This is a genomic window from Flavitalea plasmicola (genome assembly GCF_030546645.1).
In the GTDB taxonomy this organism is placed as follows: Bacteria; Bacteroidota; Bacteroidia; order Chitinophagales; family Chitinophagaceae; genus Puia.
Genome location: NZ_JAUOTO010000010.1, coordinates 179,409 through 200,801, shown reverse-complemented (window position 1 = coordinate 200,801; position 21,393 = coordinate 179,409). Strand labels below are relative to the sequence as shown.

Genomic DNA, 21,393 nt, shown 5'->3' with positions numbered 1-21,393 from the left:
GTTATTTGTTTATCCATATAAGCGGGTGGCGTACGGGCAGATTGCGGATCACTTCCCCGTTGGCCGGCGCGTGATCCAGCCTTTCCCAGGTGCGAAGCCAATCCTTCCTGCCAAAGGCGTTGGCGCCGAAGGCAAGCGCGGGCTGCGCTACGGGCCACTGGTCCCAGTACATGACGTCGTGCGCATAGGGCCATTCCCCTTTGCCCGCGATGTAGGGGGCCATGAATGCAATACCTTTCTCTATGCTGCGGCCGTCCGGGGTCTGGTAATGCCAGAGATCGTCCTGGGGGGTGGACAGCAGCTGACAAATAGTGGCCATGGCATCCAGGTTGAACAGCGAATAGCCATAGGGTTTAGTCCTTTTCAATTCGCGCGGGAAGCTGCCATCCACGTCCATTTGCCCGGGCAGCAGCACCTCCTTGTACCTGCGGCTGCAAAAAGCCATCAGGTCTGTATCGCCGGTGAAGCCGGCAAAGGCGGCCGCCTGCATGACCCAGCAGGTACCGTGATTGTTGGCCGCATTCATCTCCTCTTTTCCATAGGGGTGGGTGGTGAGCCACCGCAGGTATTTTGCGAACCATTGCCGTATGCGGTCCAGCAATGCCTTATCCATGGCGTCCGATCCTTCCATCGCCTCCAGTCCCTGTACCACTTCCATCAGCTGGATGGTGTCGATGATACCGATGCCCCTGCCCGTGGCCCGGCCTTTGATGGCCTGTGCAAACTGGAGGTCAGGATGCATGCAGGTGGCGGTATCCACGAACCATGCCTTGCAGTGGAGCAGGGCGGACCTGACATATTTCGCGTCGCCGGTGATCTTATAGGCGGTAGCCAGCGCGCCTACGAGGCGGCTGAAGCGGATCATGGCTACCCGGTGATCGGTGAAGTTGGCGGGGTTGGTCATGCCGTCCCGCTGGATATAAGGGCTGTCGGGATGCTGCGGGTCAGGCCACCAGTAGTCGCCTTCGGAATAAAAATCGTGGGGGCCGCCCGCGCTGCGGGGGCAGAAGCTGGCGGTCACGGTGACGGGCGCCTGCTGTAGAGCCTGTGCGGCTTCTGCCAGCGCTTGTTTTTTCAAGGTGGCGACGATGGCATCATAGAAGGGAGCCGGGGTCCCGCCGGTCGAGGGAGCCGATGCCGCCGCCGTCCGTAAAGGCGTCATGAATTTCCAGGTGACCTTGCGGAGGGTGTTGGGCTTGCCTTTCTCCGGTGCGGAGATAGCGCCCTGCCATTGCCCGTGCTTATCTTTCGTGACCGTGAGGGTGCGCCAGGAATAAGCGCCCCGTTCATACGCATAGGTCTCTCCGTCATCATCATACAAACGCGAAGCGCCGTCCTTTTCGCCGTAGTGACGGATCTCCAGGTCGGTGGGTTCGCCGGCCTTTGGCGCATGCAGCGCCGGCGGCATCAGGGGGATGAGGCCGCCATCCTTCACATAGACGGGTATTTTATCCAGGCCGGGGGTCACCGTGATCACCTGTCCGTCGCCGGCATATTCGCCCGTGTAAAAATCGTACCATCTTCCTTTGGGCAGGATGACCTTACGGGTCTTCTGTCCTGTGAACAGCGGCGCCACCAGCAGGTATTCGCCCGCCATATACTGGTCCTTCACCTCCTTCATGGCGGCCTCCGCATAGGGGTTCTCCTGCAGGTCGGCTTCCAAACCGTCCCTCTTTCCTTCCGGCAGGAAACCTGGTTCCAGGTCCATGGCCCTGAAGGGCGGCGTGCCTTCGAAATGATATTTGGCAAACTCCGTATACCAATAGGGGATCATCCGCATGCGTAGCAGCGCCATCTGCCGCACCTGCTCCGCCACTTCCGGGTATGACCAGGGCTTGGTGCCGCTGGCCCAGGCATTGATCATGGCCATGGGTGAGAACACCACCGTCTGGAAGCGGCGCAGCCATTCTTCCCCTGATTTGGAAGCCCTTACTTCCGGCGTCCATAATACGCCGGCAAAGCCGCTGTTCAGCAGCGCCGTGATAAAGTCCTCGTGGTTGTAATAATCGTTGTAGATGACATAAGGGAAGGAGACGCCGCCGCCATTGGAGCCACGGACAAGGCCGAACGTACGCCGGTCTTTCGCATGATACAGGTCCGTGCTGTAGCGTTGCAGCAGCAGACCGAAGGTCTGCCGCATCTGCTCCGCGCTGACGCCCGAAGGGAAGGTGGCCACGTCGGGCCAGAGATAGCTGTCATAGCCATCCACTTCGTCTATCTTGTACCCGCTGACGCCTATGCCCACCTGGCTTTTCTGCAGCTGATCGAAAAATAATTTGCGGGCAGGCGCCAGGGTGAGATCCGGGACGAGGCCTACCCACACCGTGTGGGAGCCTGTGAAGGGCAATATGTCTTTATAGTAAGCCGCTTCCGGGGAAATATACGGGTTGGTCCAGAGGTTGACCCGGATGCCGCTGTCCGCCATGCTCCTTACAAATTTTGCCGGATCGGGGAAGCGCGTCCTGTCCCATTCGAAAGTGCAGGGATATGATCTGCTCTGCCATCCCGGCTCCAGTCCGATGAAATCCAGGGGATAGTTTTTTTCACGGAAGGCGCTTACCTCTTTTTCCGCGTCGGCCGCATTGGACAATTTCTCCAGGCGTTGCGTAAAACCCAATCCCCAGCGGGGCGGGAGGCATCCGCCCCCGTTGAAGAGGTTGAACCTGCGGATGGCGTTGAGGGCACCGGGACCCGCGAATACATAGATCTCCACTCCTGCTGCCGGCACGAGGATCTCCACCGCATCCGAATAGGGACGAGCCGTCCAGGTCTTGTCCGTGTTGCGGTCCAGGGCAGGCGGCGGGTTGCGGCTGTCCTTTCTCACGGCGCTGCCTGCGTATATCTCCAGGTACCTGGCCGTATTGATATAGACGCCATAGCCTTTGGAAGAAACATAAAATGGCGTGGGCGCATGGGTGCGGCCGTTGTCTTTACCGCCAAAATGGTCTACATGCAGCTGCAGGATCTTCCCCCGCTGATGCACCGTCTGAAAGTTCAGCCCGAAGCCATAGAGCTGCTCGCCTTTTTCCAGGGGCAGGCGCAGCGAGGTCTTGCTGTCATGGAGGGAAGCCACTATCTCTTCCTGCGGCAGGGGAAAAGCAGCGCTGCCCAGTTGTCTCAATCCGGGCTCATAGGGTTTTGCACCGGAGGCCGTCAGCAGATCGTAGGCCTCGGGCTTGCCGGCAACGCCTTTCCAGACGCCAGGCCCGACTTCCGTCCAGGTGATGGTTTGCGCCTGCAGCGTGGAGGTGGCGGCAAACAGCAATAACAGGGGCAGCAGGATCCTGGCGTTTATCATGCTATAAAGGTATTATGGTATAAGTTGTTCCTTTCACCGTCGCAAATGCTACGGTATATTTTCCGGATGCGCTTTTACTGCTGCGGGCATTCACCCCGACGACCTTCACGGGCTGCAGTGTGGTGACTGAGCAAGGACCACCCGAGCCGGAGGTCAGGGCAGCCTTTGTCAGTCTTCCGTTGTTCCAGTACAGGGCGACGGTGAAATTGCCCCGGGCCCTTATTCCTTTGACGGAGCCGGAAGCCCACGGATCGGGAAGCGCAGGCAGCAGGAGGATGTTCCCGTTGTGGCTCTGGAGCAGCATCTCCGTCATGCCGGCCGTGGCGCCGAAGTTACCGTCGATCTGGAAAGGCGGATGTGCGTCGAAGAGATTGGGATAGACCCCTCCCCCGCTCATTTGCCCTTTTTCTATAGTGGGGTCGATGTAATTAAAAGCGTCACTCAATATTTTATAGGCATGATTGCCATCCTGCAATCTTGCCCACCAGTTGATCTTCCAGGCCATGGACCAGCCGGTGGAGACGTCGCCCCGCATCACGAGGGATTGTCTGGCGGCCGCCGCCAGGTCAGGCGTGGCATCCGGCGTGATCTGGCTCCCGGGATAGAGACTGAACAAATGCGAGGCATGCCGGTGCTTGTCATTGGGATCATCCCAATCCCTGAACCATTCCTGCAGCTGTCCATACTGGCCGATGTGAAAAGGATACAGCTGGTCCCTGGCGGTGGTAAGCGCTTTGGCATAGGCGGCATCCATGTGAAGGACCTGCGCTGCCATTGCGACTTCCGTGAACAGCTCGCGAAGAATGGACATGTCCATGGTAGAGGCCATGGTCAGCTGGTATTCCTTCCCTTTTATTTTGATGGTGTTCTCAGGAGACGTGGAAGGGTTGGTGACGAGCAGGCCCGTCGCAGGATCTTTTATCAGCCAGTGCTGCATGAACTGCGCCGCGCCTTTCATCAGCGGGTAAGCTTTTCGCAGGAAGTTCGTGTCGTTGGTGAAAAGGTAATGCTCCCACAGGTGCGTGCAAAACCAGGCGCCGGCCATCGGCCAGCATGACCAGCGGGGCATGCCTTTGGGATCCCAGTCATATCCTCCGGGCGGAGAGGTCTTCGCCCAGCAGTCCGAATTGTGATGCGCCACCCATCCTTCCCGTATGCCATAGTTCACCCGGGCCGTCTTTGCGCCGTTGACCGCCAGGGCTTTGATAAAGTCGAACAGGGGCTGATGGCATTCGGAGAGATTGGTATTCTCCGCCAGCCAGTAGTTCATCTCCGTATTGATGTTGGTGGTGTAGTTGCTGGCCCAGGGCGGTTGCACGAGCCTGTTCCAGATGCCCTGCAGGTTGGCGGGGAGACCGCCGGGACGGGAGCTGGCGATCAGCAGATACCGGCCGTACTGGTAATATAAGGCCTGCAGCTGAAAGTCCTTGCGGGTGCTGTCAAACCGTAAGATACGCAGGTCAGTGGGGAGCTTTGCGGCGGCGGTATCCAGTCCCAGGTCCAGGCTCACCCGTTGAAAGAGGCGGCGGTAATCGTCCAGGTGCTCTTTGAGCAGGGTGCTATAAGGAGTAGCCCAGGCTTTTTTCATATGGGCGCCGGCTTCTGCGGCGGGGTCTTTTCCGGCATGCCCCGGAGAATGGTCGAAGCCGTTGTAGCTGGTGGCTTCTGTCAGCAACAGGGTGGCATCATCGGCGCCCGAGACGTTCAGCCTGTCGCCAGTGGCTGTGACTTGCCCACCCGTCGTCCTTACTTTCACCTGCACTTCGAAGCGCATCCCCTCTCCTTTCGGGTCCTCGTCGTATACGATCTGTTTCGGCTCGTATTCCCGGTTGGCCACGAAAGTGGGGGCCTTGCCTTTCAGGATGAGAGAAGGGCCGGACGGCGGGCCGAGGGAAGTACCCGAGGGCGAGCTGGGCGCAAGGGAAAGGTTCCCGGCCGAAACCTGGTAATGCAGCAGGCTGCTCAGTCCGACGGAAAAATTCAACGCATGCGCTTTACTGGCCGTCAGGTGTATCACCATGACCTTGCCGGGGTAGCTGATAAAGCTGGTCCTGCGGAAGGTGATGCCGCCCTGCGTATATTGCACGGTGGTAGTAGCCGTATTGAGATCGAGGTCCCGGTGATAATGCGCAATGCTCGTATCCCCGGCGCCATTCGTAAGATCCAGCCGGAGGTCGGCCAGGGGAAGGTAACGGGCCGAATAAGGACCTTGCATCTTTTTCCATAATGCAGCGGCGCTGTCGTAGTCGCCTTTGAAGATGGCTGCACGGACCAGGGGCAGGATAGCAGGACCGGCAGGATTGTTGCCGGATTCGGGGAAGCCGGACCAGAGGGTATTGTCATTCAGCTGGTAGCTTTCTTCGAGAGGCCGTCCGAAGACCATGGCGCCTGTCCTCCCATTGCCCAGGGGCAGGGCTTCTTCCCAGGCCCTGGCAGGCTTGTCATACCATAATTTCAGGTGGGGGTCCTGTGCCTCCGACAGGAGAGCCAGGTGTAACAGGAGCAGCAAGGTCGTTATAGCGCGCATCGTTCTTTTCATTTTTACATTTGGAGGAATACGGATGGCAGGCCGGCGGCTTTGACGCTGACCACGGAATGTCCGCCATGGGTGTGCAGCCGGATGATGGCCTGCCCATTAGCGGCCTGGATATAATGGGATCCGGCGGAAGTGCCCTGGTTATCGATGAGGCTGCCATCGCCGGTGAGCCCGAAGCTTATCCAATCGGTTGCATCCAGGCAAGGTATGCCATTCTCGTCCAGCAGCCGCGCCCGGACGGTGGCGATGCCATTTTCTTCTCCCGTCTTTTCTATTTTCACCTGCGTGGGCCTGCCCCATTTTTCCGTTTGGTATTGGAAACGGAGGGAGTCCTCCACCGTCACCGCTCCTTTACGGGCGATGACGCGTACGATGTTCTCGCCTTTGTTGAATTGCAGATCCCACCGCAGCCCCGCCGCCGGATAGTCCTGGCTGTTGCGACGTCGCTTGCCATAGCTTTTACCGTTGAGAAAAAGCGTGGCCTCTTCACAGTTGGAATATACTTTTATTTCCCGTTGCTGTCCTTCCTCGCCCCAGCGCACCGGCCAGGTATGACCGTAGATATGCACCATGGGTTGGCGGGCCCAGTAAGATTGAAAGAGGAAGTAGGCTTCCTTTTTGGTCAGGTCCCGCTGCACCACGCCTTTCTGGTTCACATACGGGATGGGGTTATCCGGCCGCAGGGGCGTGGAAAAATCCTTAAAGCACCACGCCGCCGTCCCGGTGAGCCAGGGCATGGAATCCTGCTCCTTCAAATGCCAGTCGACGAGGTCGCACATATACGATTCGCTCCAATCCAGCTTGACGGGCGTTTCGGTATGACGACCGGCATGGCTGTCGCCGCCCCATTCCACGTGGAGGAAGTGATTCGATCTTTCAAATTCTTCGGTTGTTATTTTCCGGTAGTCTGTATAAACGCCCCTGTACCAGCCCGCCCAGATGGAGGGAGAGTAGATGTCGGGGATGTCCCTGCAGAAGTCGCAGCGCCGGATGGCCGTCTGCCGGGATGGGTCCAGGCGATGGGCCAGGTCATTCAGCTGGCGCATGAAAGTGCGGATCTTCTCTTTATCAAATTCCGGGAAGTCACCGGGCCAGTCATTCTCGTTGCCCAATCCCCAGATGATCACCGCGGGATGGCTGAAATGCTGGCCGATCATATGGGTCAGCATGGTCCGTGCCTGTTCCTGGTAGGCAGCTCCGCCCAGCCCGCCCCGGCACCAGGGAATCTCTTCCCAGGCCAGAATGCCCAGGCTGTCGCAGAGATCCAGTATGACGGGAGATTGCTGATAATGGCCCAGCCGGATGAAATTGACGCCCATCTCCTTGATCATGATCATCTCCTGCCGCATCAGGTCTTCCGTCATCGCGGCTCCCAGGCCGGCGTGGTCTTCATGGCGGTGGGTGCCGCGCAGCAGCAGTCTGTGGCCGTTCAGCAAAAAAGGACCGTGATCGACGAAGGTAAAACGCCGGAAACCCAGCCGGGTTATTTGCGTACAGCTATCGCCGTTGGCGGCCCTGGCCGTCACCTGCAGCGTATAGCGGGCGGGGTCATCGGGCGACCAAGGATGGGGGGATGGCAATGTCACGTCGGGTAGCGCGAGAGTGTCAGAGACTGCCGCGGTCTTTGCGTTGGGAATATTCCGGATCAATTTTCCTTCCGGGGTCAGCAGTCGCATGGAAAAGGTGACGCCCCGTGCCGGCTGACGCAGCAGCACCCTGGTATGAACAGTGCCTGTACGTCCCAGGCTGTCGAACTCCGTACCCGCCAGCAGCTGATCGATGGACACCGCCGGGACGTAGGTCAGGTACAGGCGGCGGTAGATCCCGCCATATACATTGAAATCGGACATCCCTGAGGGGATCATTTCCAGGTCGCGGGAATTATCGGTGCGGATGGAGAGGGGTATCTTGCCTTTGAACTGCTGGCGGCAAATATCTGTCTGCGCGAAAACAGCGGCAGCATCGGTGAGGTCCGCCGTCCATTCATCGTATCCTCCTGTGTGAGCAGCTACCTTTGTCGTGTAAATATAGACTTCCGTTTTTTGACCAGCCCCTTCGAAATGAAGGAGAATGCGCCCCCCGGCGTAAGGATGGTGCAGCTCAAGCTGAGTACGGTACCAGGCAGGCCCCCGATAGTAATTGCCGGCAGGATCGACGGCATCTTCCGCATTGACGCAGTGGGGCAGGCGGACGGGCTGCCAGAGGGGAACAGCGCCGGGGTCATCTTTCTTTACCACGGGCCTCACGGATTCCCATACGCCGCCCAGGTCCTGCCGGAGGAATTCCCAGCCGTCTGTCAAACATATGGATTGCTGTGCGGAGGCACGAAAGCAGGTGAATAGGAACACAATGGCTACGATGCGGAATTCCCGGAAGATGCGACCCCCTGTAATCATAACTGTGTAAAATGGGAAATTCCCCGGGTATTTTATTCCTTTTATTTGCCAAAGTAGTAAGCAATTTTGGCATGCGGGGATCAATCTCCTATTACGATCAGCTTCTTCGTTTCTATGCGATCTCCGTCCATGGGGATCAATCCTATCAGGTAGGCGCCCTTCGCATCGAGGTACATTTCTATCAGGCCGCGGTTGTTCACCTGCTGGCGTTGTATCAGCCTGCCGAGGACGTCCCAGACGATGACCTCTCTCACTGCCGACGGCCTGCTGATGCCTATGAAGAACCTGCCGGCGGTGGGGTTGGGCCAGATGGTCCATCCGAAGCCGCCCGGTATGCCGCCGACGGCTACGATGTTGGAATAGGTGCTGTCCCCATTGTAGTCCACCATCATCAGGCGATAGAAGCTGGTGCCGGCGTAATTATTGGGGTCATTGAGGGCATAATCCAGGTTGACGTAGCTGTTACCCCCGATGGCCCTGGACGAGACAGTATCCCGGTTGCTGAACGCAGCCTCGGTGATGAGCCTGCGCTGTACCACGAAGTATTTATTGCGGACCTCGGGGTTGGTGGTCCAGTATACGTATACGTTCTGGTAGTCCGTGCGATAAGCGCTGAACCAAAGCTTGGTCCTGGCGCGTGCCGTATCATTATAGCCGGCCAGCTTGGTGAAATAAGATGTCTGGGACATGGTAGACTGGAAGGTCCTGGTGTTGGTTCCGCTGCCTGCGAGGCGTGGACCGGTGGTGAGGCTGCCGGAGCCGGGGCTGGACTGAGGGTAACCGGCATCCCATCCTCCGCTGGTATATTGGGATACATAGGCATTTTGCCGGCTGGCTGCGAAAACAGGGCCTTCGTCAACCAGTTGGTGCTGAAGGGTGATGTCCACGAGGTCCTCGCCGGGATGCTGCAGCTGGCCGATCTGCCAGGTCTTGTTCACCGACCAGGGGGCAAGGTCCTGTCCGCTGGTGAGCAGGGCCTTCACGCTGTCGGATACACGAACGTAAAAATCGTCGGGCAGGCTGCCGTGGTTGTGCAGCGCCGCGGGCGTATAGTGGCCTGCGGCCGTGCCTACCGGGAATACCACCAAACCATTGGCGGCTGAAAGCCTTTCCCGCAGGAGGAAACCGCCGTCGGAAGAAGAGCCGGGGGTGATGACAAAGCTCTGGTCATTATAGCCCGTGATCGTGCCGGCATTGTTATCGCCTACGACGAGGATATTGCCGTTGACATTCAGTGTCCCTGTCGAAAAACTAAGCCAGCGGCGGATCTTCATGCTACTGGAGACCAGCCTGACACCCGCGGCATTTGCGATGGTGAGGTTGGAAAAGGCAGGGCCTGTACGCGTGGCGGCATTGTATCCGGCAGTGATGGATTGTGGCTTGGTCCCCGTGTCGGGAGCAAGGAACCGGATCATGCCACCCAGGCCGTGGCCACCTTTATCATCCGTGATGTCCGCCGTAGGAGCATTTTCCCAATTCCGGCCCTTGAAGTTCACCAGGGCAAGTCTTCCTACGCCCATCTCACCCTGGACATTGACGTCGGAGTAGATCGTGGCGCCATTGCCGGAAAAAAAGATCTTTCCGGAAGGGGGAACATAGAAGCCAGTCTGGGCCATGGAGGAACAGGCGCCGGAGAGGAGCAGAAGCAAAAGGATGATATGTCTGGTTACGACCTGCATTAATATTTTAGTACCGAGACCCTGAAGGTCGCGGAAGGAGGATCAATGGTTGTTATACCGTTGGTATTAAACAATTTGACGGTGACCGTGTTGGCGGCGGAAACATAGGCGGAATATTGCGCCCCACCTATGGATGCAGCCGCGTTGGGGACACCCAGGGAAACGGCGTCGCCGTCGGCGGCGCCTGTAACGGTGATGGTCAAGGTAGCAGAAGCGCCCGGCAATGTAGCAGCAAAATTCAGCGCGGCCGTCGCCGTCAGCGTCTTGGCCAGCGTGTAGCGCGTACTGCCTGTCGAGACGAAATAGTTGGTGCCGTCATACTCCACGGCCCCATCCTCAGGCGTGGTAAGACTGGTGCCCGAGCTCAGCTTCAGTGGCGCCGTGCCGGCCGTGGCCGTGCCGGCAGCGAGATGCAATGATGCCGTGGGAGCAGTAACCCCTATCCCCACATTGCCAGACCCATCGATCCGCATCACTTCATTGGTGGTAGCGATGCCGCCCGTAAAGAAGATCATGCTTTTAGCGGCCGTGGAATTGCCTATGAGAAAATCCTGGCCGGCGCTGTACAAGTAGCCATTATTGGCGCCACTTAGTATGTTAGTGGCATTGTTATAATTTCCACCGTTGATGCCCATGTTGATATAATTGGAGGTTTCCGTTCCATTGTTGGCGGTAGCTACGATGTCCGAGCTGGCTTGTCCGCCTGTACCGGTATTCTGAATATTGAACTGCAGATAGCCATTTCTACTTCCTTTGGCAACCAGAAGATTATACGAGCTTGTCGAGCCCGCATCGATCAGCACCTTTTCCGCCGCCGCCGTATCAAAGCTACTGGCGCCAATAGCGAGGTTGCCGGTGTTGCTGAGCCGCATCTGTTCCGTGTTGTTGGTGATGAACGGAAGATCATAATTATCGAGGGTGCCGAAATTTTTGATAGCCCCTACCGTATTACCATTCAGCGCCCAGAAATTACTGGCTGATGAAAAGGTCGACATGGGGATCTTCCTCACCAGTCCGCTGGTGATGGTGAGCAGGCTATCCGCGCTGGTGCTGGTGCCCGCCTGCACGCCCGTGAGGGTCAGGGGGTTGGTGCCATTTACATGCAGGACAGTGGCAGGCGCCGTTGTTCCGATGCCGATTTTGCCCGTGCCGTTGATCCGCATGGCCTCGTTGGCGGCGGCCGTGCCTCCCGTGAAGAACAGTAAAGATTTACTGGCAGTCGAATTGCCTATGGAAAAATCATTGCCTGTGCTGTATAGGTAGGCGTTATTCGCACCGCCGATGGTGCCCGTGCTGGTGTTTGCGCTCGAGTTAATGCCCAGGTCGACAAAGTTGATCGACTCGTTGCCATTGTCGGAGGTAGCCACCAGGTCGGAGCTGGCAGCCGTGCCGGCAGAATCGTTCTGGACATTTATCTGCAGGTAGTTATTGATCTTCCCATGGCCCTGCATGAGGTTGAAGGAGGTCGTCGTCCCCGCCTGCACCAGTAATTTTTCCGGGTTGGAGGCATTGAAGGTGGAGGAACCGATGCCGAGGTTGCCCGAGGTGCTCAGGCGCATCTTTTCCGTATTGCTGGTGATGAACGGAAGATCGAAGGCATCGATGGTGCCGAAATTTTTCAGGCTCCCTACCGTATTGCCGCCGGTGGCCCAGAAGCTGCCGGAAGTGACGAAGGTAGACAAAGGGAGTTTTCGCACGAGCCCGCTGGTGATGGTAAGTAAGCTATCTGCGCTGGTGTTGGTGCCAGTCTGCACGCCTGTAAGGGTCAGGGGGTTGGTACCATTTACGTGCAGGACCGTGGCAGGCGCCGTTGTTCCGATGCCGAGGTTGCCCGTGGAAGTAAGCCGCATCACTTCTGTCCCGGACGCCATCACGTTGGCGGAGGTATAGACCAGCCCGGTACGGAAAGTGATAGGTACGGTGCTTTCCGAGCCCAGCATCATCTGGGTACCGTCATTTCCGAAGTAGGAGGTATTAACATTGGTTTTAGTAAAGGCAAACAGCATATTGCGTGTATTGCTTCCCGAGCCGAATTGAACGACACTGCCCGTTTCATTGGCGGGAACATTGGACTCGCCGAATGCCATTCGGTTAGCTGAATTATAAGCATAGTTCGGATAGGTGGTCGCAGAGGAGAGGATGGCGCCGTTGACGTCCAGTTTCCTGGAGGGACTGGTCGTGCCGATGCCCACATTGCCGGCGCTGGTTACCCTCATCCGTTCTGCCAGGGCATTCGCGTCGGCTGCAGGTACTTTTGTGGAAAAGGTAATATGGGAGGAATAAGATCCGTCATCCAATGCGCCTATCTGCGCGGTGGGGTTGGCTGCGCCCGTGTAAGTTTTGAACAGGATGTTGGCGGTGCCTGTACCCGCGCCCGTCAGCGTTTGCAGGTACAATACGGTACCATTGCTGGTTAAAACATGCAGGGGGGCGGCAGGAGCGTTAGTGCCTATGCCCTGCCGCAGGTTAATCGCATCCCAAAAGAGGTTGGCATTGTTCTGCGACAGCAACCCTCCCGTACCGATGTAGGGGATAGAGCCCTCCGTCAGGGATGAAAATAAAGGCGCTGAGGAAAAAGTTTTTGCGCCGGCAATGGTTTGAGCGCCCGTGGTCATCGCGCCGCGCGCCGTAGCGGAAGCATCAGGGATGTTGAAGGTGTGCGCAGAACCCGAGGAAGAGATGTTAAAGTCCGTTCCTGCAGTGCCGGTGGCAAAGGTTTGGGTGCTGCCGGTCAGTCCATTCAGGCTGGTGATACCTGACCCTGCCACGTCGAAAGTCGACATGGGGATCTTCCTCACCAGTCCGCTGGTGATGGTGAGCAGGCTATCCGCACTGGTGCTGGTGCCCGCCTGCACGCCTGTAAGGGTCAACGGGTTGGTGCCATTTACATGCAGGACAGTGGCAGGCGCAGTGGTGCCGATGCCGACCTTGCCCGTGCCGTTGATCCGCATGGCCTCGTTGGCGGCGGCCGTGCCTCCCGTGAAGAATAGTAAAGATTTATTAGCAGTTGAATTGCCTATGGAAAAATCATTGCCTGTGCTGTATAGGTAGGCGTTATTCGCGCCGCCGATGGTGCCCGTGCTGGTGTTCGCGCTGGAGTTAATGCCCAGGTCGACAAAGTTGGTCGACTCGTTGCCATTGTCGGAGGTAGCCACCAGGTCGGAGCTGGCAGCCGTGCCGGCAGAATCGTTCTGAACATTTATCTGCAGGTAGTTATTGATCTTCCCGTGCCCCTGCATGAGGTTGAAGGAGGTCGTCGTTCCCGCCTGTACCAATAATTTTTCAGGGTTGGAGGCATTAAAGGTGGAGGAACCGATGCCCAGGTTGCCCGATGTGCTGAGGCGCATCTTTTCCGTATTGCTGGTGATGAACGGAAGATCGAAGGCATCGATGGTGCCGAAATTTTTCAGGCTCGCTACCGTATTGCCGCCCCATGCCCAGAAATTGCCGGCGGCGGTGAAGGTCGACATGGGGATCTTCCTCACCAGACCGCTGGTGATGGTGAGCAGGCTGTCCGCACTGGTGCTGGTGCCCGCCTGCACGCCTGTAAGGGTCAGGGGGTTGGTGCCATTTACGTGCAGGGCGGTGGCAGGCGCGGACGTCCCGATGCCCAGCCGGCTGTTGGTCGCGTCCCAGAAGTAGTTAGTGTTGTTTTGAGACACCACTCCGCCCGTACCGATGTAAGGCACAGAGCCGGCTGTCAGGGAAGAGAATAAAGGCGCTGAGGAAAAAGTTTTTGCGCCGGCAATGGTTTGAGCGCCCGTGGTTACCACACCGCGCGCCGTAGCGGAAGCATCCGGTATGTTGAAGGTATGCGCAGTGCCCGAGGAAGCGATGTTAAAGTCCGTTCCTGCGGTGCCGGTGGCAAAGGTTTGGGTGCTGCCGGTCAGTCCATTCAGGCTGGTGATACCTGACCCTGCCACGTCGAAAGTCGACATGGGGATCTTCCTCACCAGTCCGCTGGTGATGGTGAGCAGGCTGTCCGCACTGGTGCTGGTGCCCGCCTGCACGCCTGTAAGGGTCAACGGGTTGGTGCCATTTACATGCAGGACCGTGGCAGGCGCCGTGGTGCCGATGCCGACCTTGCCCGTGCCGTTGATCCGCATGGCCTCGTTGGCGGCGGCCGTGCCTCCCGTGAAGAATAGTAAAGATTTATTAGCAGTTGAATTGCCTATGGAAAAATCATTGCCTGTGCTGTATAGGTAGGCGTTATTCGCGCCGCCGATGGTGCCCGTACTGGTGTTCGCGCTGGAGTTAATGCCCAGGTCGACAAAGTTGGTCGACTCGTTGCCATTGTCGGAGGTAGCCACCAGGTCGGAGCTGGCTGCCGTGCCGGCAGAATCGTTCTGAACATTTATCTGCAGGTAGTTATTGATCTTCCCGTGCCCCTGCATGAGGTTGAAGGAGGTTGTCGTCCCTGCCTGTACCAATAATTTTTCAGGATTGGTGGCATTAAAGGTGGAGGAGCCGATGCCCAGGTTGCCCGAAGTGCTGAGGCGCATCTTTTCCGTATTGCTGGTGATGAACGGAAGATCGAAGGCATCGATGGTGCCGAAATTTTTCAGGCTCGCTACCGTATTGCCGCCCCATGCCCAGAAATTGCCGGCGGCGGTGAAGGTCGACATGGGGATCTTCCTCACCAGTCCGCTGGTGATGGTAAGCAGACTATCCGCCGTGGTGCTGGTGCCGGCTTGCACGCCTGTAAGGGTCAGCGGGTTGGTGCCATTTACATGAAGGGTAGTAGCCGGCGCCGTGGTGCCGATGCCCAGCCGGCTGTTGGTCGCGTCCCAGAAGAGGTTGGCATTGTTCTGCGACAGCAGCCCTCCTGTACCGATGTAGGGGATGGAGCCCGCCGTCAGGGATGAAAATATCGGGGCCGAAGAAAAAGTCTTGGCCCCCGCGATGGTCTGCGCCCCCGTGGTCACTACGCCGCGGGCTGTTGCAGCTGCATCCGGGATATTGAAGGTATGCACGCTTCCCGAAGAAGCGATATTAAAGTCTGTCCCGGCGGCGCCTGTGGCAAAGGTCTGTGTCGTAGCTGTCAGCCCATTCAGGCTGGAGATAGCGCCTCCCGATGCCGTGAAAGCCTGCCAGGCGCCGTTGCTCCGGACCATCAGCTGCCTGGTCGGTGTAAAAAAGATCACCATCCCATCCGGGGGAGACAACGTATTGATCGAAGTGGTATCGGTGATCCGGGCCAGCAACAATCCCTGGTTAGTGGAATTTAATTCCAGCAGCGCCGATTTTTGGATCGTATATGGGTTTACCCCCAATTTCAACTGCTGGGAGAAAGCCGTATTGCCCAATAACAACAACGCGACTCCCGCCCCCAACAAGGTGCCAATTCGCATGACGATATATTTAGATCAGGAGTCAGATTATTTCTTGATGACATACCAGTTGGTTCCGTCCGTCTGCAGAGCCACATATGTGTAGTCGTTATAGATGATATAATTGCTGCCGCCATCGATGGTGCCGGAAGCAGGCGTTATCGTCAGCTCCTTGTCGATACCTCCTGTGCCTATTTTCTTGATCGTATAGATACGACCCGCAAAATTCGTGGGGGCGGGCAAAGTGATGATGATCGCTCCTGAGGTGGTATTGGCAAGGATCGTGTTATCGGCGCCTGTCACCGTATAGTCCGTCGTGACAGATTTAATGGCCAGGGACATAGAACCATTCACCTGCACGGTGGAATTGGCGCTGCTGCCCGTACCGACCAATACTGCTTTCGCTGCCGTGACACTGTCCTGGAAGCCTTTGTTGCCGGCAAAGGTCTGGGCGCCTGTTGACACCACACCTCTTGCGCCTGTTGCCGCATCCGGTACATTCAGGTACACCGAATCATTGTTGGCGGTGCTCACGGTCAGATCCGTTCCGGAATTACGGAAGGCAATGTACTGGGCTGTATCCGTATTGTCGTTGATGCGGCGGATGGCATTACCAAATGCGGCGGCGCTTACCTGTCTTTTTTGAACCAGGCCATTGCTGATCACCAGCACGGAGTCAAGGGTGTTGTTCGTAGCGACACTATCCAGGGTCGTCGTCCCTTTGATCGTGGTATTGCCATTGAAGGTCTTATTTCCCCCGAATGTCTGCGTTCCGGCAGTGACGATACCGGGATTGGTGGCATCCGCCGGATGTAATACGATGGTTCGGGTGGATCCGGAGCTATCGATGTGCGCGCCATTGGCATTTCCCACCGTTGCGACGGTGCCTATGAGCAGGCTTTGCGTTGCGCTCTGGATCTTGGTCCAGTCCGCCAATGTCAGGAACCCATATGGTTTGGTCGCCGACGCGCCATCCTGTACGGGCAAGTTAATGGCAATGGTGCTGTCCGCGGATGTATTGACGACGGTAACCGTATCCACCGACGTGTTGGAGCTGGCTGTCAGGGACAGCGTCTGCTTTTGAATACCGTTGATCGCGCGGATGGCATTCTGAAAGATAGACGTGGATACCGTGCGTTTGTAAACAGAACCATCTGGCGCCAACACCAGTACCTGGAGCGTAGTGGAGTCCGCGGCAAGATTTTCAAATTTGACGGTTCCATTTACATCGAGGTTAGCCGAGGGGGTGGCCGTGCCGATGCCGATGTTGCCGTCGGCGCTGATGTGCAAACGCTCCGCATTGTTCGTCCGCATGCTCAGGGGCTTACCATCCAACGTCCCGATGAAATTAAGGGCGGAATCGGTGCCGCTGTTGCCGGTGAGGCTCCAGTTGGCGCTGGCCGCCGCCAGATCCGCGATCTTCTTCCAACTGCCGTTGCTGCGCAGCCGTAAGCTATTGTCAGCCGTAAGGTAGATGATCATCCCATCCGGGGGCGTCAACAGATTGATAGCCGCGGTGTCCGTCAACCTGGGCAGCAAGAGACCCTGCCGGGTGCTCTCCAGTTCCAAAACAGATGACTTCTGGATGTTGGTAGGATTGTCTCCCACTTTTAGCTGGGCCTGGGTGAAGAGGGTTGAAAGGAGAAGGAGCAGCGACAGGGCAAGTTTTTTGGGTTTTCGATAGGTAAATAAGCGCATACTTTTGGATTTAAAAAGTCTAAGAATTTAGATCTACTAACCTAAAGTATACCACTATAATTGTATAACAGCGGCTTACATAGCTTCTTTAATAACAATTTAAATAATTGCGCTATGTGAATAATAGGTGGTCTCCCTTAATTTTTTGGAATTAAGGGGCGCCGGGACCCTCCGCCATTTTAGCCAGTTACTAAGCTTTCCTGGCATTCCCATTTCCGGCCCACTATTTTTCCTACTTTTCATTCATGAACACATTACGATCCTTGCATATGACCATACTGGGCTGTTTATTGACAGCCAGCGCCTTGCGGGCGCAAATAACAGCGGGCACCGTCTATGCCCAGCTGCCCGATACGCTGGCCATCCTTACCCCCAAGCCAAGTCCCATGCCCCATATCAACGGGCCCAAAGTATTCGGGGTTCGGCCGGGGCATCCCATTGTGTTCACCATTGCCGCAACGGGGACCCGGCCGCTGGTCTTTTCTGCAGACAAGCTGCCGCCGGGTGTAACCCTGGATAAAAATACGGGGCGGATCTCGGGCACCATCGCCAAAGCAGGGACCTACCCGCTGGTGCTGACCGTTAAAAATAAGGCCGGCGTCGCCAGCCGCGCTTTCCGGCTCGTCGTCGGCGAGCAGGTCTCCCTCACCCCTCCCATGGGATGGAACAGCTGGAATATCTATGCTACGAAGATCAGCCAGGAGCTGGTCCTCGCTAATGCAAAAGCAATGGCCGGCAGCGGCCTCATCGATCATGGATGGACCTATATGAATATCGACGACTGCTGGCAGGGCCGCCGGGGCGGCGCCTTTCACGGCATCCTGCCCGACAGCTCCATCTTCCCGGACATGCAGGGCCTCTGCGATGAAGTGCATGGACTGGGACTGAAGATCGGCATCTATTCCACGCCCTGGGTGGAATCTTATGGCCACCACATCGGCGGATCGGCCATGAATGAGGAAGGCCTGTTCGAAGCCACGAAGGAGAAGATCCCCCGGAATAAGAAACAGCTGCCGTATGCCATCGGCAGCTACACTTTCGTACCCAATGACGTCCATCAATGGACGACCTGGGGCATCGACTATCTGAAATACGATTGGAGCCCTATCGAAGTGCCGGAGACGCGCACTATGTATGAAGCGTTGAGAGGCAGCGGCCGCGACATCATCCTCAGCCTTTCCAACAGCGCGCCTTTTGCCGGGGCGGCCGACTGGGCGCAATGGTCCAACTGCTGGCGCACGGGCGGGGATATCCGCGATAACTGGAGAAGCCTGAAGAGCCGGCTGTTCACCCAGGATAAATGGGCGCCCTATGCCGGTCCGGGTCATTGGAATGATCCCGATATGATGATCGTAGGTTATGTTGGTTGGGGGAAGGCTCCCAGGCCCACGCTGCTGACACCCGATGAGCAATATACGCATGTCAGCGCCTGGTGCCTCATGTCCGTGCCGCTGTTGCTGGGATGCGACCTGACAAAGCTGGACAGCTTTACTTTGGGCCTCCTCACCAACGACGAGGTGCTGGCCATCAACCAGGATCCCCTGGGCAAACAGGCAACGGTGATCTCCCAGCAGGGCGAGGCAGGCGTGATGGCCAAAGAGCTGGAGGACGGCAGCAAGGTAGCGGGGCTTTTCAATCCCGGTGACAGCGCGGTGCAGCGGGTGACGCTCCGGTGGGCGGATCTGGGTATCACCGGTAGATACGTTGTCCGCGATCTGTGGAGGCAGCAGGACATCGGGACCTTCGACGGGGAGTTTGTCGCAGATGTACGCAGGCATGGGGTCGTGCTGGTGGGGTTGCGGAAGGCGGGGAAGGGTAAGTGAAGTTGCTGCCTGGATCCAAATGGTTTAATTGGTTTGGTGCAGTATTATTCCTTGGGCATCAGATGTCTTTTTGAAGAAGTGGTTTGAATCTCCACTACGGATCACCCGATTATCGTCATGGGAGTAAACTCAATATCTTCCATTTTACCACCGGCAAGGATTAAATCATTAATTACATGAAACTCACTGCTACGGCCGGCTATCTTTAAGATAACATCTTTCTCGGGAGCATTTGCAAAATAGCTATCAACCTCCTGCCAAATGAGGGCATATGCCTTTGTCTGACTAAATTGTCTTTGGTAGTTTTGCTTGTTCCATGACTGGCTACATAATATTCGTCTTTCCATTTTAGCTCAGGCAATAGTCGCCGGCAAAATGCTATAGGCAAGAACAAAATAATGTCGGTCGCATCTGTCGTGTTAATGGCGTGGAATCGAAAGATGTGCCGCAGTTCATTGTCAGATTGCTTGCCATCAAGATCGCCTATCAATAAAATTGCTTTTCTGACATTTTCAATCCTTTTTGGCATTAACAGACCAACCCGGCTTACATCCTGGTTTCAGCACCGCGGCTAAACGTCCATTAATAAGAATGCGCGCCTCCATAAGGGTTTCAAGATCGGAAGAGGTACATTCAATTTTAATATCGTCTTCATTCCTAATTGGACCAAAGTGAGGATCGTCGACTGCAAACTCTTTAGGGTTAAGGAATGGCAGGATACCCGTGCTTGCCCAAGGTGGCCTAGACGGAGTTTCATCCTGGTTATAAAGCCAGACATCACTTACTATAGATCTTTCAAGGAGCAAATAAGCGTAACATACCCTACCATCATCTTCAATGACTACTGAATACTTTGGAGACGAAACGCAAACTATTTGCTGGTAATATTCTGACATATCATTTCTTTATAGGTCTAATAGTGACGATCGTCCGTTCTGATCTTCCTATCAATTGGGTCAGGAAGTGATTTCGCCAGGATTTCAAAAAATAGCTAGTTATCTATTAAAGCAATTATGACACCGATGATTACTATGACTTCCAACGTAAGGCTACCAGTCATTAGCGATAAATAAAATGTCTTGCCCCAAATATTTGGCAAGGGAAGTTTCACCTACATCAAAATGATTAGACAAGGTTCCAATTACAAATCCATCATATGCGACAAATATCTCTTTTTGTTTCCAAAAAACTTTACATTGTTGAATAAGTTCATGAACATCATTAATGGAGATGTTTACTAAACGTTTCTTATTTTCCTCTTTCAAGATGAGTTTAACAAACACCTCTCCATTCTCATATGGTATTCCAGCTATAGCCTCTAAAAATTCATCATGCGGCGCTTGAAAGAACCATTCGCTGTCCAATGGCATTGAATTAACTATGTCAGTAAAAAATTGGCTCGTATCGCTCATTGTTTCAGAATTACATGTCCTGAATCCTGATTAGAGCTATCTACTCCTATCCATCCAAACTCAATGGGATAGTCCCGGTTAAGGATTGCAACCCAATGCTCGTGGTTTAAATTTGACTCCATGATATTTACGCTAATTTAACTCCGTCACTAATAAAAAGTTGCAGGCAAGATATCCCATTACAAGATCTTTAGTGGTTTAACAAATAAACATTGCCTCTTTCATTTTTTGAAAGTTCACGAAATTCCTTAAGTGCTCTATAAAATAAAAACATTACAAACCTTAACAATTTCATTTTATTACCATTTTCACTAGGAATCTGATTAAAGAGCACTTACCATACGCTTGACACACCACCGTTACCTTGATCACTAAGATCTTTTAAAACACTACTACAAATATCTCCGCAAGTATTGTTCAGCTTTGATAGCGTCCAGCATGGCAAGTGGCTCCGGTCTGAAACCACAAACTTATAAAGGTTTTACAAGACTAATTTCTTTTTGCCGAATCGGTGCGGGAATCTGGATATACATATTCATTCACGGTACGCAATTTACCCGCGGAATTCGGAATAATCTTGTAATTCATGTCATACATATCCATTATCACTCTTATGTAAGAGAACATTTTACCAACATCTATTTTATTTCTTTTGCAATACTCGATCACATCCTTTAAAGTTTCATCTATTTCCTGGATATCATAGATCTTAAAAATATGATCCTCTTTTATCAGAACATGTTCACGAGCATGGCTTTGAAAAACTCCAATTCTATAAATACCATTTTTATTATAACCCAATGAATTTTTCCCAACCAATTCAGTGGCAAAAACCGCATTAGGATTGGCATTAGCTTTCTCCATCTTTAAGTATCTCTCATCCACAAAAAAACTTGCAACAGCAGATTTAATCTTATTTATCAGACTGTCAGGATCTACCTTCTGCGCATTCGCAGAAAGAAAGGTCATTGATAAAAACATCAAAAGCAACAATCCATAACACCTATTTTTTTGATCATTTTTTTGTTCATTAATTTGGTCGATGATAGTATGTGATATCTTGGTAGGTTTTGCCTCCACATTCTTGGCGCCAAAAGCACATTCAAAAAGCTTTTGAACTCCTTACCAATACTAATACGGATATTGCTGAACTAGGGTAATTCCTGAAAATTTGCTATTAAAATACATCAGATTTGGCGAGCAATAATTTTATTAGCTGCC

10 protein-coding genes are annotated in these 21,393 nt (G+C 54.9%); 1 reads left to right on the top strand and 9 read right to left on the bottom strand.

Annotated features, from left to right (window positions below):
• Window position 1: 1 nt before the first annotated feature.
• The 6 genes from Q4E93_RS31790 to Q4E93_RS31765 all read right to left on the bottom strand — a co-directional run bounded on the left by Q4E93_RS31790 (window position 2) and on the right by Q4E93_RS31765 (window position 16,937).
• A complete protein-coding gene (locus tag Q4E93_RS31790) occupies window positions 2-3,298 on the bottom strand; it encodes an alginate lyase family protein (protein ID WP_303591984.1) in 3,297 nt (1,098 codons plus the stop codon).
• A gap of 1 nt (window position 3,299) precedes the next feature.
• On the bottom strand, window positions 3,300-5,837 hold the full coding sequence (locus Q4E93_RS31785; RefSeq protein ID WP_303591983.1) for a glycoside hydrolase family 95 protein: 2,538 nt from the start codon (window positions 5,835-5,837) through the stop codon (window positions 3,300-3,302).
• Window positions 5,838-5,839: 2 nt separating this feature from the next.
• Window positions 5,840-8,230, bottom strand: a complete 2,391-nt coding sequence (locus Q4E93_RS31780) for a glycoside hydrolase family 2 TIM barrel-domain containing protein (protein WP_303591982.1) — start codon at window positions 8,228-8,230, stop codon at window positions 5,840-5,842.
• Window positions 8,231-8,310: 80 nt separating this feature from the next.
• Window positions 8,311-9,909, bottom strand: coding sequence for a T9SS type A sorting domain-containing protein (locus Q4E93_RS31775; RefSeq protein ID WP_303591981.1), 1,599 nt, complete (start codon window positions 9,907-9,909; stop codon window positions 8,311-8,313).
• Window positions 9,909-15,260, bottom strand: coding sequence for a beta strand repeat-containing protein (locus Q4E93_RS31770; RefSeq protein WP_303591980.1), 5,352 nt, complete (start codon window positions 15,258-15,260; stop codon window positions 9,909-9,911). The genes Q4E93_RS31775 and Q4E93_RS31770 overlap by 1 nt, the downstream gene beginning before the upstream one ends.
• 27 nt (window positions 15,261-15,287) lie before the next feature.
• Complete coding sequence (locus Q4E93_RS31765) at window positions 15,288-16,937, bottom strand: hypothetical protein (RefSeq protein WP_303591979.1); 1,650 nt, start codon at window positions 16,935-16,937, stop codon at window positions 15,288-15,290.
• A gap of 245 nt (window positions 16,938-17,182) precedes the next feature.
• Between Q4E93_RS31765 and Q4E93_RS31760 the strand changes: the two genes are divergently transcribed.
• A complete protein-coding gene (locus Q4E93_RS31760) occupies window positions 17,183-18,760 on the top strand; it encodes a putative Ig domain-containing protein (protein ID WP_303591978.1) in 1,578 nt (525 codons plus the stop codon).
• A 512-nt stretch (window positions 18,761-19,272) separates the two neighbouring features.
• Here the strand turns inward: Q4E93_RS31760 and Q4E93_RS31755 are convergent.
• The 3 genes from Q4E93_RS31755 to Q4E93_RS31745 all read right to left on the bottom strand — a co-directional run bounded on the left by Q4E93_RS31755 (window position 19,273) and on the right by Q4E93_RS31745 (window position 21,252).
• Window positions 19,273-19,656 (bottom strand): hypothetical protein, encoded by a 384-nt coding sequence (locus tag Q4E93_RS31755; protein ID WP_303591977.1) that lies wholly within the window; start codon window positions 19,654-19,656, stop codon window positions 19,273-19,275.
• 153 nt (window positions 19,657-19,809) lie between these two features.
• Window positions 19,810-20,172 (bottom strand): hypothetical protein, encoded by a 363-nt coding sequence (locus Q4E93_RS31750; protein ID WP_303591976.1) that lies wholly within the window; start codon window positions 20,170-20,172, stop codon window positions 19,810-19,812.
• Between the two features lie 489 nt (window positions 20,173-20,661).
• On the bottom strand, window positions 20,662-21,252 hold the full coding sequence (locus Q4E93_RS31745; RefSeq protein WP_303591975.1) for a hypothetical protein: 591 nt from the start codon (window positions 21,250-21,252) through the stop codon (window positions 20,662-20,664).
• Window positions 21,253-21,393 lie beyond the last annotated feature (141 nt).

Coding starts and splice junctions, on each gene's coding strand:
- Q4E93_RS31790 (WP_303591984.1), bottom strand. CDS start 3,298: ATGATAAACGCCAGGATCCTGCTGCCCCTGTTATTGCTGTTTGCCGCC.
- Q4E93_RS31785 (WP_303591983.1), bottom strand. CDS start 5,837: ATGAAAAGAACGATGCGCGCTATAACGACCTTGCTGCTCCTGTTACAC.
- Q4E93_RS31780 (WP_303591982.1), bottom strand. CDS start 8,230: ATGATTACAGGGGGTCGCATCTTCCGGGAATTCCGCATCGTAGCCATT.
- Q4E93_RS31775 (WP_303591981.1), bottom strand. CDS start 9,909: ATGCAGGTCGTAACCAGACATATCATCCTTTTGCTTCTGCTCCTCTCC.
- Q4E93_RS31770 (WP_303591980.1), bottom strand. CDS start 15,260: ATGCGAATTGGCACCTTGTTGGGGGCGGGAGTCGCGTTGTTGTTATTG.
- Q4E93_RS31765 (WP_303591979.1), bottom strand. CDS start 16,937: ATGCGCTTATTTACCTATCGAAAACCCAAAAAACTTGCCCTGTCGCTG.
- Q4E93_RS31760 (WP_303591978.1), top strand. CDS start 17,183: ATGAACACATTACGATCCTTGCATATGACCATACTGGGCTGTTTATTG.
- Q4E93_RS31755 (WP_303591977.1), bottom strand. CDS start 19,656: ATGTCAGAATATTACCAGCAAATAGTTTGCGTTTCGTCTCCAAAGTAT.
- Q4E93_RS31750 (WP_303591976.1), bottom strand. CDS start 20,172: ATGAGCGATACGAGCCAATTTTTTACTGACATAGTTAATTCAATGCCA.